This is a genomic window from Variovorax sp. 05T418, assembly GCF_056396385.1.
The window spans coordinates 1-13,426 of record NZ_JBFTLJ010000011.1; the positions used below are offsets into that span (position 1 = coordinate 1).

The window sequence follows — 13,426 nt, forward strand, 5'->3', positions numbered from 1 at the left end:
ATGCCCGAGCTGGTGGCCTTCTTCCACAGCATGATCGGCCTGGCGGCGGTGTTCATCGCGGTGGCGGCGGTGGTCGAACCCGCGGCCATGCTCGAAGGCATCGCCAAGGGCGCGCCCATTCCCGCCGGCAACCGGCTCGAGCTGTTCCTCGGGGCGGCCATCGGCGCCATCACCTTCAGCGGCTCGGTGATCGCCTTCGGCAAGCTCTCGGGCACCTACAAGTTCCGGCTGTTCCAGGGTGCGCCGGTGCAGTTCAAGGGCCAGCACATGCTCAACCTCGTGCTCGGCCTGGCGATGATCGGCCTGGGGCTGGTGTTCATGGCCACCGAAAGCTGGCCGGCCTTCTTCGCGATGCTGGCGCTGGCCTTCGTGATGGGGGTGCTCATCATCATCCCGATCGGCGGCGCCGACATGCCGGTGGTGGTGTCGATGCTCAACAGCTACTCGGGCTGGGCGGCCGCGGGCATCGGCTTCAGCCTGAACAACGCGATGCTGATCGTGGCCGGTTCGCTGGTGGGCTCTTCGGGTGCGATCCTGAGCTACATCATGTGCAAGGCCATGAACCGCTCGTTCTTCAACGTGATCCTGGGCGGCTTCGGCGGCGAGGCGGTCAGCGCGGCCGGCGGCGCCAAGGAGCAGCGGCCGGTCAAGAGCGGCAGCGCCGACGACGCGGCCTTCGTGCTGGGCAATGCCGAGACGGTGGTGATCGTGCCGGGCTACGGCCTGGCGGTGGCGCGCGCCCAGCATGCGGTGAAGGAACTCGCCGAGAAGCTCACGCACAAGGGCATCACCGTGAAGTACGCGATCCACCCGGTGGCCGGCCGCATGCCGGGCCACATGAACGTGCTGCTGGCCGAAGCCGAGGTGCCCTACGACCAGGTGTTCGAGATGGAAGACATCAACGGCGAGTTCGGCCAGGCCGACGTGGCGATCATCCTGGGCGCCAACGACGTGGTGAACCCGGCGGCGCTGCAGAAGGGCAGCCCGATCTACGGCATGCCCATCCTGGAGGCCTACAAGGCCAAGACAGTGATCGTGAACAAGCGCTCCATGGCGGCGGGCTATGCGGGCCTGGACAACGAGCTCTTCTACATGGACAAGACCATGATGGTCTTTGGGGATGCGAAGAAAGTAGTGGAAGATATGGGCAAGGCCATCGAATAGGCCCAAGGTCCGCACCCGCGCAGTGCGGGCAGATCATCACCGCGGCGCCACTTGTGCGCCGCTGTCGTTTCAAAAACACGCGATTCCGAGGAGACACACCCATGACCGACCGCCCCTGGCTCAGCAGCTATCCGCAAGGCGTGCCCGCCGACATCGACGCCTCGCAGTATTCCTCGCTGGTCGGTCTCATGGAGGAGAGCTTTGCCAGGTACGCCGACCGCACGGCCTACAGCTTCATGGGCAAGGACGTGAGCTATGCGGAGACCGACAAGCTCAGCAAGGCCTTCGGCGCCTACCTGCAGGGGCTTGGCCTCGCCAAGGGCGACCGCGTCGCGGTCATGATGCCCAACTGCCCGCAGTACCCGATCGCGGTCGCGGCCATCCTGCGCGCCGGCCTGATCCTGGTGAACGTGAATCCGCTGTACACGCCGCGCGAACTCGAGCACCAGCTCAAGGACTCGGGCGCCAAGGCCATCGTCATCATGGAGAACTTCGGCACCACGCTGCAGCAGTGCATCGCGGCCACGCCCATCAAGCACATCGTGCTGGCGGCCATGGGCGACCGGCTCGGCTTCCTCAAGGGGGCGCTCGTCAACTACGTGGTGCGCAACGTGAAGAAGCTGGTGCCGCACTACAGCCTGCCGGGCGCGGTGCGCTTCAACGATGCGCTCGACCAGGGCGCGGGCCGCACGCTGAAGGCGCCGGCCCTCGGCCCCGACGACGTGGCCGTCCTGCAGTACACCGGCGGCACCACCGGCGTCTCCAAGGGCGCGGTGCTGCTGCACCGCAACGTCATTGCGAACGTGCTGCAGTCCGAAGCCTGGAACGAACCCGTGATGGCCCAGGTGCCGGCGGGCGAGCAGCCCACGAGCGTGTGCGCGCTGCCGCTCTATCACATCTTCGCCTTCACCGTGGGCATGATGCTGAACATGCGCACGGGCGGCAAGCTGATCCTCATTCCGAATCCGCGCGACCTCGCGGGCGTGCTCAAGGAACTGTCCAAGCACACGATCCACAGCTTTCCCGCGGTCAACACCCTGTTCAACGGGCTGGCCAACCACCCCGACTTCAACACCGTCAACTGGAAGAACCTCAAGGTGTCGGTGGGTGGCGGCATGGCGGTGCAGGCGGCGGTCGCGAAGCTCTGGCTCGAGAAGACCGGCTGCCCGATCTGCGAGGGCTACGGCCTGTCCGAAACCTCGCCCTCGGCCACCTGCAACCCCACCAACAGCAAGGCCTACACCGGCACCATCGGCCTGCCGCTGCCGAGCACCTGGCTCAAGCTGCTCGACGACGAAGGCCGCGAAGTGCCGCCGGGCCAGCCCGGCGAGATCGCGATCAAGGGCCCGCAGGTGATGGCCGGCTACTGGCAGCGCCCCGACGAAACCGCCAAGGTCATGACGCCCGACGGCTACTTCAAGAGCGGCGACATCGGCGTGGTCGACGAGCGCGGCTACTTCAAGGTGGTCGACCGCAAGAAGGACATGATCCTGGTCTCGGGCTTCAACGTGTACCCCAACGAGATCGAGGACGTGGTGGCGCAGATTCCGGGCGTGCTCGAATGCGCCGCGGTCGGCGTGGCCGACGAGAAGACCGGCGAGGCCGTCAAGCTGGTGATCGTCAAGAAGGACGAGTCGCTGACCGAAGCGCAGGTGCGCGAATACTGCAGAGCAAACCTTACGGGTTACAAGCAGCCGCGGATCGTGGAGTTCCGTGGCGAACTCCCGAAGACGCCAGTCGGAAAGATCCTGCGACGCGAACTGCGCGACGTCAAGAAGTAAGGGTTCGGCCCGGGTAGGGCCGCGGCATCGATCTTGCATATTGCGGGTCGATGCTTCGCTTCCTCCTCACGCGCGTGAGCCTGCTGGTGCCGACCTTCATCGGCATGACGCTGCTTGCCTTTTTCCTGATCCGGCTGGTGCCGGGCGACCCCATCGAAACCATGGCGGGCGAGCGCGGGATCGATCCCGAGCGCCATGCCCAGCTGCGCGCGGCCTACGGCTTCGACAAGCCGGTGATCGTGCAGTACGGCATCTACATCGGCCGCGTGCTGCATGGCGATCTCGGCAAGTCGCTGGTCACCCAGGAGTCGGTCGCCAACGAGTTCCTTGCGCTGTTCCCCGCCACGGTCGAGCTGGCCGTGTGCGCCATTGCCTTCGCGCTGCTGCTGGGGCTGCCGGCGGGCATCCTGGCGGCGGTGCGGCGCAATTCCATCTTCGACCATGGCGTGATGGCCACCTCGCTCACCGGCTATTCGATGCCGATCTTCTGGTGGGGGCTGCTGCTGATCCTGTTCTTCTCGGTGCAGCTGGGCTGGACGCCCGTGTCAGGCCGCATTGCGGTGCAGTACTTCGTCGAGCCTGAAACGGGCTTCCTCTTGATCGATGCGCTGCGCGCCGGCGACACCGGCGCCTTCTGGTCGGCGCTGCATCACCTCGTCCTGCCGGCCATCGTGCTCGGCACCGTGCCGCTTGCGGTCATCGCGCGCATGACGCGCTCGGCCATGCTCGAGGTGCTGGGCGAGGACTACATCCGCACCGCGCGCGCCAAGGGCCTCTCGCGCCTTCGCGTGGTGGGACTGCATGCGCTGCGCAATGCGCTGATTCCGGTGGTCACGGTGATCGGGCTGCAGGTGGGCGTGCTCTTCACGGGCGCGATCCTCACCGAGACCATCTTCTCGTGGCCCGGTGTCGGCAAGTGGCTGATCGAGGCCATCGGCCGGCGCGACTATCCGGTGCTGCAGGGCGGCATGCTGCTGCTGGGCGGCATCGTGATGCTGGTCAACCTGCTGGTCGACGTGGCCTACGGCGTCATCAATCCACGCATCCGGCACTGACCGATCCCATGGCAACGACAACACCCCACGCAATTTCGGGCAGCGCCGGCGGCGCAGCGCCTCCCGGCCCCTGGCGCGAGTTCTGGACCGCCTTCTCGGCCAATCGCGGCGCGGTGATCGGGCTTGCCACCGTCGCGCTGCTGCTGCTGGTGGCGCTGTTCGCGCCGTGGATCGCGCCGCATGCGCCCAACGAGACCAACAGCGCCGTCTTCCTGCTGCCGCCGGCATGGCAGCAGGGCGGCTCCGCAAGCTACCTGCTGGGCACCGACGCCATCGGGCGCGACATTCTTTCGCGGCTGATGCACGGCGCGCGGCTCTCGCTGTCCATCGGCGTGGCGGTGGTGGCGCTGTCGGTGGTCGTCGGCGTGGTGCTCGGCCTTGTCGCGGGCTTCTTTCGCGGCGTGCTGGAGATCGCGATCATGCGGCTGATGGACATCGTGCTCACGATGCCGAGCCTGCTGATGGCCATCGTGATCGTCGCGATCCTCGGGCCGGGGCTGGTCAACGCCATGGTGGCGGTGGCCATCGTCGTGCTGCCGCACTACGTGCGCATCACGCGCGCCGCGGTCATTGCCGAGATCTCGCGCGACTACGTGACCGCCGCGCGCGTGAGCGGCGCCGGCACGCTGCGCCTGATGTTCCGCGAGGTGCTGCCCAACTGCGCGGCGCCGCTGATCGTGCAGGCCTCGCTCGGCATCTCCACGGCCATCCTCGATGCGGCGGCGCTGGGCTTCATCGGCCTGGGCGCGCAGCCGCCGTCGCCCGAATGGGGAACGATGCTGGCCGATGCGCGCGAGTTCGTGCTGCGCGCCTGGTGGGTCGTGACTTTTCCGGGGCTCGCGATCCTCGCGGCCGTGCTGGCCTTCAACCTGCTCGGTGACGGTCTGCGCGATGCGCTCGATCCCAAACTGAAACGATGAACATGCTGCTCGACATCAAGGATCTGCACGTCGAGTTTCCGACGCAAGGCGGCGTGCTGCATGCGGTCGACGGCGTGAGCCTCAGGCTCGAGGAGGGCGAGGTGCTCGGCATCGTCGGCGAATCGGGCTCGGGCAAGAGCGTGACGATGATGGCGCTGATGGGCCTCGTGGGCTTTCCGGGCCGCGTGCGCGCGCAGCACATGCGCTTTGCGGGCAAGGAGCTGCTCGGCATCTCCGACAAGGCGCGCCGCGCGCTGGTCGGCAAGGAGGTGGCCATGATCTTCCAGGAGCCGACCACCAGCCTCAATCCCTGCTTCACCATCGGCTTCCAGCTGATGGAAACGCTGCGGCTGCACCTTCATCTGGACCGGCGCACGGCGAAGAAGCGCGCGACCGAGCTGCTCGAGCAGGTCGGCATACCGGCCGCGTCGTCGCGCCTGGGCAGCTATCCGCACCAGCTCTCGGGCGGCATGAACCAGCGCGTGATGATCGCGATGGCCATTGCCTGCAACCCGCGCCTCCTGATCGCCGACGAGCCGACCACCGCGCTCGACGTGACGATCCAGGCGCAGATCCTCGACCTGCTGCGCGAGCTGCAGAAGGAGCGCGGCATGGCGCTGGTGCTCATCACGCACAACATGGGCGTGGTCAGCGAGATGGCGCAGCGCATCGCCGTGATGTATGCGGGCCAGGTGATGGAGCAGCAGCGCGTCGACCGGCTCTTCGCGGATCCGCAGCATCCCTACACCGAGGCCCTGCTGGCCGCGCTGCCCGAACGCGCCGCGCCCGAGGGGCGGCTGGCCACCATCGCGGGCGTGGTGCCGGGCGTGCACGACCGGCCGGCCGGCTGCCTGTTCGCGCCGCGCTGCAGCTACGTGACGACGAAGGCCTGCAACGTGCGGCCGGCGCTGCGCGAGGTCGAGTCGCCGCCCGGCGCCGAGGTGCGCTGCCATTTCCCGCTCGGCGAGCCCGGGCGCATGGCGGCCATCGAGGCCGACCGGCCGCGGCCGCAGGCCGCGGAGGCGCTGCCATGAGTGGCGATGCCATCGGCGACGTCGTCGTGGAGGCGCGCAACCTGCAGCGCACCTATGCCGTGCGGCGCGGCATGTTCCGCGCGCCTGCGCAGTTGCGCGCGGTCGGCGACATTTCTTTTCGCATCGAGCGCGGCCGCACGCTCGCGGTGGTCGGCGAATCGGGCTGCGGCAAGTCGACGCTCGCGCGCATGGTCGCGTTGATCGAAAAGCCCACGGCCGGGCAGCTCGTGCTGGCCGGCCACGATGCGGTGGACCCGCCGCCCGCATACCGGCGCGAACTGCGCCAGGCCGTGCAGCTGGTGTTCCAGAACCCCTATGGCTCGCTCAATCCGCGCAAGAAGATCTCTGCGGTGCTCGAGGATCCGCTGGCCATCAACACCGCGCTCGGCAAGCCCGAGCGGGTTGCCAAGGCGCGCGAGATGCTGGCGCGCGTGGGCCTGCGGCCCGAGCATGCGAACCGCTATCCGCACATGTTCTCGGGCGGCCAGCGCCAGCGCATCGCCATTGCGCGCGCGCTCATGCTGGAGCCGCGCCTGCTGGTGGCCGACGAGCCGGTGTCGGCGCTCGACGTGTCGATCCAGGCGCAGGTGCTGAACCTGCTGGCCGACCTGCAGGCCGAGCTGGGCCTGGCCTATCTCTTCATCTCGCACGACCTGGGCGTGGTGCGGCACATCGCGCACGAGGTGCTCGTGATGTACCTCGGCCATGCGGTGGAGCAGGGCCCCAAGGCGCGCATCTTCGCGCGGCCGCTGCATCCCTACACGCAGGCGCTGCTGGCATCCACGCCCGGCCTCAGCAGCCAGCGCATCGTGCTCAAGGGCGAGCTGCCGTCGCCGCTCGATCCGCCCACGGGCTGCGTCTTCAACACGCGCTGCCCGCACGCGACGCAGCGCTGCCGCGAGGAGCGGCCCCTGCTGCGCGCACTCGACGAGCGCCTGGTGGCCTGCCACTACGCGGAGAAATTCCTCGATGGCACGCCGCCGGTCAGCGCCGATGTGCCTTTGTCCCCGCCGTTCGCCGCGCCTCTGGCGGCGAACCCCTAGTTCACTTCCACCGTGTCCCAAGGAGTTGCCATGAAGAAGACCACCCAGCCATCCGTTTCGCGCCGCTCGCCCAGGCTTGGCGCGCTGCTCGCGCCGGCGGCACTCGCCGTGCTCGCACTGGGCACGGGCGCCGTGTCCGCCAAGACGCTGGTCTATTGCTCGGAGGGCAGTCCCGAGAACTTCTATCCGGGCGTCAACACCACCGGCACCTCGTTCGACGTGACCACGCAGGTCTACAACACCATCGTCGAGTTCGAGCGCGGCGGCACCAAGGTCGTGCCGGGCCTCGCCGAAAAATGGGACATCTCGGCCGACGGCACGGTCTACACCTTCCACCTGCGCAAGGGCGTCAAGTGGCACAGCACCAGCAAGAGCTTCAAGCCCACGCGCGACTTCAACGCCGACGACTTCATCTTCATGCTCGAGCGGCAGTGGAAGGAGAGCGATCCCTTCTTCAAGGTCACGAGCCAGAACCACTCCTACTTCAACGACATGGGCATGCCCAAGCTCCTGAAGTCGGTGGACCGCATCGACGACCTGACCGTGAAGATCACGCTCAACCAGGCCGAGGCGCCGTTCCTTGCCAACCTGGCCATGCAGTACGCGGGCATCCAGTCGAAGGAATACGCCATTGCGATGCTGAAGGCCGGCACGCCCGAGAAGGTCGACCAGGACCCGATCGGCACCGGCCCGTTCTACCTCGTGCAATACCAGAAGGACGCGGTCATCCGCTTCAAGGCCTTCCCGCAGTACTGGGGCGGCAAGGCGAAGATCGACGACCTGGTGTTCGCGATCACGCCCGATGCCTCGGTGCGCTGGGCCAAGCTGCAGAAGGGCGAATGCCACGTCATGCCGTATCCGAATCCGGCCGATCTCGACGCGATCCGCAAGGATCCGAACGTGCAGGTGCTCGAGCAGCCCGGCCTCAACGTGGGCTACCTTTCGTACAACACCACCAAGAAGCCCTTCGACGATGTGCGCGTGCGCAAGGCCATCAACATGGCGATCAACAAGAAGGCGATCATCGACGGCGTGTACCTGTCGACCGGCGTGGCCGCGAAGAACCCGATCCCGCCAACCATGTGGTCCTACAACGACGCGGTCAAGGACGATCCCTACGACCCCGAAGCCGCCAAGAAGCTGCTGGCGCAGGCCGGCTTTCCCGATGGCTTCTCGACCGACCTGTGGGCCATGCCGGTGCAGCGGCCCTACAACCCGAATGCCAAGCGCATCGCCGAGCTGATGCAGGCCGACCTTGCCAAGATCAACGTCAAGGCCGAGATCAAGAGCTTCGAGTGGGGCGAGTACCGCAAGCGCCTGCAGGCCGGCGAGCACCAGATGGGCATGCTCGGCTGGACCGGCGACAACGGCGACCCCGACAACTTCCTCTACACGCTGCTGGGCTGCGCCTCGGCCAAGTCGGCCAGCGGCAGCAACATCTCCAAATTCTGCTACCAACCCTACGAAGACCTCGTGCTCAAGGCCAAGAGCGCGACCAAGCAGGCTGAGCGCGATGCGCTCTACAAGAAGGCGCAAGTCATCTTCAAGGAGCAGGCGCCGTGGTTCACCATCGCGCACGCGGTGCAGCTGAAGCCGGTGCGCAAGGAGGTGGTCGACTTCAAGCTCAGCCCCTTCGGCCGCCACACCTTCTACGGCGTGGACATCAAGTAGCCGATGAACGCACCCGTTGCCATCGTCGCGGCGATGCACGAGGAGCTGGGCGCGCTGCTCGCACAGATGCCGGACGAGCAGCGCGTGCGCGCCGCGGGCCGCGACTTCTGGGTCGGGCACCTGCACGGCCAGCCGGTGGTGGCCGTGCTGTCGCGCATCGGCAAGGTCGCGGCGGCGGTCACGGCCACGGTGCTGCTCGAGCGCTTCGGCGTGCGCGCGATCGTGTTCACGGGCGTGGCAGGCGGGCTCGCGCCGGGCGTGGAGGTTGGCGACGTGGTGGTCGCCACGCAGCTGCTGCAGCACGACCTCGACGCCTCGCCGATCTTCCCGAAGTACGAAGTGCCGCTCATGGGCCTTTCGCGCTTTGCGGCCGATGCCTCGATGGGCGATGCGCTGGCGGCCGTGGCCGAAGCCGCGCTGCGCGATCCGGTGGCGCTGGTGGGGCAGGCGGCCGCCGATGAATTCGGCCTCCGGTCGCCGAAGGTGCACCGCGGCCTGCTGGTGAGCGGCGATCGCTTCGTCTCGACGGCCGCCGAGAGCGCTGCCTTGCGGCGCAGCCTGCCCGATGCGCTCGCAGTCGAGATGGAAGGCGCGGCGGTCGCGCAGGTGTGCCACGACTACGGCGTGCCGTTCGCGGCCATGCGCACCATCTCGGACCGAGCCGACGACGCCGCGCATGGCGACTTCGCGCGCTTCGTCGCCGAGGTGGCGAGCCGCTACAGCCTGGCCTTGGTCGATGCGTGGCTGGCCACGCTGCCTTCTTGCGGAATGCCGGCCGCTACTTGAGCCAGCCGCGCCGGCGGAAGTACCACATCGGCACCAGCGCGCTTGCCGCCATCAAGGCCAGCGCATACGGATAGCCCAGCGACCAGTCGAGCTCGGGCATCAGCTTGAAGTTCATGCCGTAGATGCTCGCGATCAGCGTGGGCGGCAGCAGCGCCACGCTGGCCACCGAGAAGATCTTGATGGTCTTGTTCTGGTTGATGTTGATGAAACCGACGGTCGCATCCATCAGGAAGTTGATCTTGTCGAACAGGAAGGCCGTGTGGTTGTCCAGCGATTCGATGTCGCGCAGGATCTGCCGCGCCTCCTCGAACTGCTCGGCATTGAGCATGCGGCTGCGCATCATGAAGCTCACGGCGCGGCGCGTGTCCATCACGTTGCGGCGGATGCGGCCGTTCAAGTCTTCCTGGCGCGCGATGGCGCCCAGCACCTCGCCGGCCAGCTCGTCGCTGACGTTGCCTTCGAGCACCTTCTTGCCCGCGATCTCGAGCTCGTCGTAGATGTTCTCGAGCGTGTCGGCCGAGTATTCGGCGTCGGCGTCGAACAGCTTGAGCAGCACTTCCTTGGCGTCTTCGATGAGGCCCGGCGCGCGGCGCGCACGCATGCGCAGCAGCCGGAACACCGGCACGTCCTCGTCGTGGATCGAGAACAGCACGCCGCGGCTGCGAAGCTCGGTGTTGTGCTGGTTCAGGATGAAGGCCACGCGCACCGACCGCGGGTCTTCGTCGTCGTCGATTAGGAAGTCGGAGCGGATGTGCAGCTCACCGTTGTCTTCCTCGTAGAAGCGGGCCGACTCCTCGATGTCCTCGTCCATCGCGTCTTCGGGAATCGAGAGGCCGTAGTACTGCTTGATCCAGCGCTTTTCCTCGAGCGTGGGCGATTCGAGGTCGACCCAGATCGGCTGGAACTTGGAAAGCTCCTCGAGCGCCTCGATCTCTTCCTGGACAAGGCGGCCGTTGGCAAGCGTAAAGATATTGAGCATGGGCTCACTCCCGTGAAATGGCTGAGGCGATGGGGCGAGGGGAGGGGTGCTTTCAATCCCCGGGCCCGGGCGTCAGGACGCGGGAGTTGAAAGCTGCCGAGACGGTGCGGTTTCCATGATGCGGTCTCCAGTTGCAGCGAGCGGCGATTATGTCATCGGCCATGTGACGGCAGGCCCTCCGATCTGGATGGACATACAGTAAAGTCGCGGGCATGCAGACCGCTGCGCTCCCCGCTTTTTCCGCCGCCGGTGCCACCCAGGCCGAGCGCCTGGCCGCGGCGCTCTCGGCGCTCAACGACGAGCAGCGCGCCGCCGTCGAGCACGGCGTCGGCACGCTGACGGCCGGGCGCGACGAGCGGCCACTGCTGGTGATCGCCGGCGCGGGCTCGGGCAAGACCAGCACGCTGGCGCACCGGGTGGCGCACCTCATCGCCGGCGGCGTCGATCCGCAGCGCCTGCTGCTTCTGACCTTCTCGCGCCGCGCGGCGCAGGAAATGGAGCGCCGCGCGGGCCAGGTGCTGGCGCGCGTGCTGGGGCTCAAGTCCGACAAGCCGCCCGCGCTGCCCTGGGCCGGCACTTTCCACGGCATCGGCGCGCGGCTGCTGCGCGAGTACGCCGCGCACATCGGCCTGAACGACCACTTCACGATCCACGACCGCGGCGACGCCGAGGACCTGATGGGCCTGGTGCGCCACGAGCTCGGCCTGTCGTCGAGCGTGAACCGCTTTCCGCGCAAGGGCACCTGCCTTTCGATCTATTCGCGCTGCGTCAACACGCGTGCCCCGCTGGCCGAGGTGCTGGCCGAGGCCTTTCCGTGGTGCGCCGAATGGGAAGCCGAACTCAAGCGCCTGTTCGGCGCCTATGTGGAGGCCAAGCAGCAGCAGAACGTGCTCGACTACGACGACCTGCTGCTCTACTGGGCCGGCATGGTGGCCGAGCCCGCGCTGGCGGCGCTGGTCGGCGAGCGCTTCGACCACGTGCTGGTCGACGAATACCAGGACACCAACCTGCTGCAGGCCTCGATCCTGCGGGCGCTCAAGCCCGATGGTCGCGGCGTGACGGTGGTGGGCGACGATGCGCAGTCGATCTACTCGTTTCGAGGCGCAACGGTGCGTAACATCCTCGACTTTCCGTCGCAGTTCTCGCAGGCTGCGCGCGTGGTCACGCTGGAGCGCAACTATCGCTCGACCCAGCCGATTCTCGATGTCTCGAACCGGGTCATTGCACAGGCGGCCGAGCGGCATGCCAAGACGCTCTGGACCGACAAGCCCTCCGCCGGCCGGCCGCAGCTGGTGCTGGTGCCCGACGAGGCGCAGCAGGCCGTCTGGGTGGCCGACAAGGTGCTCGCGCACCGCGAGGGCGGCCTCGCGCTCAAGTCGCAGGCGGTGCTGTTCCGTGCCGCCACGCACAGCGCGCCGCTCGAGCTCGAACTGGCGCGCCGCAACATCCCGTTCGTGAAGTACGGCGGCCTCAAGTTTCTCGAGGCCTCGCATGTGAAGGATCTGCTCGCGGTGCTGCGCTTCGCCGAGAACCCGCGCGGCCGCATGGCGGGTTTCCGCGTCACGCAGCTCATCCCGGGCATCGGGCCGGCCACGGGCGCGCGGCTGCTCGATGCCATGGACCAGGCCGCCGATCCGGCGGCGGCGGTGCGCGAATTCGTGCCGCCCTCGGCCGCCCGCGAGGAATGGGCGGTCTTTGCCGAAGCCTATGCCGCGCTGTGCGCGCCCTCGCTGCCGTGGCCGGCCGATGTGGAACTGGCGGTGCGCTGGTATTTGCCGCACCTGGACCGGCTCTACGACGACCCCTCCGGCGTGCGGCGCGGCGACGTCGAGCAGCTGGCGCGGCTGGCCTCGGGCTACGGCTCGCGCGAGCGCTTCCTGACCGAACTCACGCTCGATCCGCCCGAAGCCACCAGCGACAAGCCGGGTCCGCCCTCGCTCGACGAGGACTACCTCATTCTTTCGACCATCCACTCGGCCAAGGGGCAGGAGTGGAATTCGGTGCACGTGCTCAACGTGGTCGACGGCTGCCTGCCGGCCGACGTGGCGCAGAGCGCGCACGAACTCGAGGAGGAGCGGCGGCTGCTCTACGTGGCGATGACGCGGGCGCGCGACCACCTGCATCTTCTGGTGCCGCAGCGCTTCTACGTGACGCAGCAGGCCGTGCGCGGCGACCGGCACCTGTATGCCAACCGCACGCGCTTCATTTCCGAATCGGATCTTGCCGGCTTCGAGCAGCAGACCTGGCCGCCGCCGCCGGCGCGCCCGCCCGCAGTGCCGCCGCCGGCCGCGGTGATCGACCTGCGCAACCGCATGCGCGCGGCCTGGAGCTGAGCCGGCCGGCCCTTCGCCCGGCAGGGTCACCGCTGGTGACGCACTGAAACACTTGCTGCCAAAGTGCCGCATCGGCGGGCCTGCATGCGCGGGCCGCTATGGAATCGCTAGCGTGAGCAGCGCATGGCCCGCTGGCGTCCGCCACCCGGAGAAGTCTGCTATTGCAATACCGTGACAGCTTGGGCATAGTGAATCGACCGTTCCCTCTTTTCTCTTCTTCCCCTTTTCTCCCCCAACCCCCATATCTGTTTCGCCGGCCACGCCCCATCCCGGAGCGGGGCCATTTTCCCAACCGTCAATTCTCAGGAGGTCATTCATGAATTTGACGATCAGCGGTCATCACCTCGACGTCACACCTGCCTTGCGCACCTACGTCACGAGCAAGCTGGACCGGATCACACGGCACTTCGACCAAGTGGTCGATGTGAAGGTGCTCCTCACGGTGGAAAAGCAGAAGGAAAAGGAACGCCGCCAAAGGGCGGAGTGCAACATTCACGTCAAGGGTAACGACATGTTCGCGGAGTCGAGCCACGCTGATCTCTATGCTGCGGTCGATGAACTGGTCGACAAGCTCGACCGCCAGGTAGTGCGCCACAAGGACCGCCTGCAGGACCACCACCACGCCGCCCCCAAGCGCGTGATGTAGACCACGGGCCAGAG

At 67.4% G+C, this 13,426-nt stretch carries 11 protein-coding genes; 10 read left to right on the forward strand and 1 reads right to left on the reverse strand.

Translation table 11 applies throughout. The features are described 5' to 3' along the window. From AC1DMS_RS21330 to AC1DMS_RS21365, 8 genes are all read left to right on the forward strand, one after another. On the forward strand, nt 1-1,164 hold a 1,164-nt coding region (locus AC1DMS_RS21330; RefSeq protein ID WP_478181773.1), incomplete at its 5' end, for an NAD(P)(+) transhydrogenase (Re/Si-specific) subunit beta. 101 nt (nt 1,165-1,265) lie between these two features. Further along, nucleotides 1,266-2,945, forward strand: a complete 1,680-nt coding sequence (locus tag AC1DMS_RS21335) for a long-chain-fatty-acid--CoA ligase (protein WP_012745557.1) — start codon at nt 1,266-1,268, stop codon at nt 2,943-2,945. A 50-nt stretch (nt 2,946-2,995) separates the two neighbouring features. Next, nucleotides 2,996-4,000, forward strand: coding sequence for an ABC transporter permease subunit (locus tag AC1DMS_RS21340; protein ID WP_012745558.1), 1,005 nt, complete (start codon nt 2,996-2,998; stop codon nt 3,998-4,000). 8 nt (nt 4,001-4,008) lie between these two features. After that, on the forward strand, nt 4,009-4,920 hold the full coding sequence (locus AC1DMS_RS21345; RefSeq protein ID WP_278881111.1) for an ABC transporter permease subunit: 912 nt from the start codon (nt 4,009-4,011) through the stop codon (nt 4,918-4,920). Continuing rightward, nucleotides 4,917-5,954: an ABC transporter ATP-binding protein gene (locus AC1DMS_RS21350; RefSeq protein WP_012745560.1), complete on the forward strand. Its 1,038-nt coding sequence runs from the start codon at nt 4,917-4,919 to the stop codon at nt 5,952-5,954. Before AC1DMS_RS21345 ends, AC1DMS_RS21350 begins: the two co-directional genes overlap by 4 nt. Next, nucleotides 5,951-6,997, forward strand: coding sequence for a peptide ABC transporter ATP-binding protein (locus tag AC1DMS_RS21355; protein WP_012745561.1), 1,047 nt, complete (start codon nt 5,951-5,953; stop codon nt 6,995-6,997). The genes AC1DMS_RS21350 and AC1DMS_RS21355 overlap by 4 nt, the downstream gene beginning before the upstream one ends. 30 nt (nt 6,998-7,027) lie before the next feature. Beyond that, on the forward strand, nt 7,028-8,668 hold the full coding sequence (locus AC1DMS_RS21360; RefSeq protein WP_018903968.1) for an ABC transporter substrate-binding protein: 1,641 nt from the start codon (nt 7,028-7,030) through the stop codon (nt 8,666-8,668). Nucleotides 8,669-8,671: 3 nt separating this feature from the next. Next, nucleotides 8,672-9,454, forward strand: a complete 783-nt coding sequence (locus tag AC1DMS_RS21365; protein WP_478181774.1) for a 5'-methylthioadenosine/adenosylhomocysteine nucleosidase — start codon at nt 8,672-8,674, stop codon at nt 9,452-9,454. Here AC1DMS_RS21365 and corA read toward each other — a convergent pair. Next, nucleotides 9,447-10,433, reverse strand: a complete 987-nt coding sequence (corA, locus tag AC1DMS_RS21370) for a magnesium/cobalt transporter CorA (protein ID WP_012745564.1) — start codon at nt 10,431-10,433, stop codon at nt 9,447-9,449. The two genes, AC1DMS_RS21365 and corA, sit on opposite strands and share 8 nt — an antisense overlap. 212 nt (nt 10,434-10,645) lie before the next feature. On the opposite strand from corA, the gene AC1DMS_RS21375 reads away from it, so the two are divergent. Together AC1DMS_RS21375 and hpf are read left to right on the forward strand one after the other, a co-directional pair. Further along, on the forward strand, nt 10,646-12,766 hold the full coding sequence (locus AC1DMS_RS21375; RefSeq protein WP_478181775.1) for an ATP-dependent helicase: 2,121 nt from the start codon (nt 10,646-10,648) through the stop codon (nt 12,764-12,766). A gap of 316 nt (nt 12,767-13,082) precedes the next feature. Continuing rightward, a complete protein-coding gene (gene hpf, locus AC1DMS_RS21380) occupies nt 13,083-13,412 on the forward strand; it encodes a ribosome hibernation-promoting factor, HPF/YfiA family (protein WP_012745566.1) in 330 nt (109 codons plus the stop codon). The last annotated feature ends 14 nt before the right edge of the window (nt 13,413-13,426 follow it).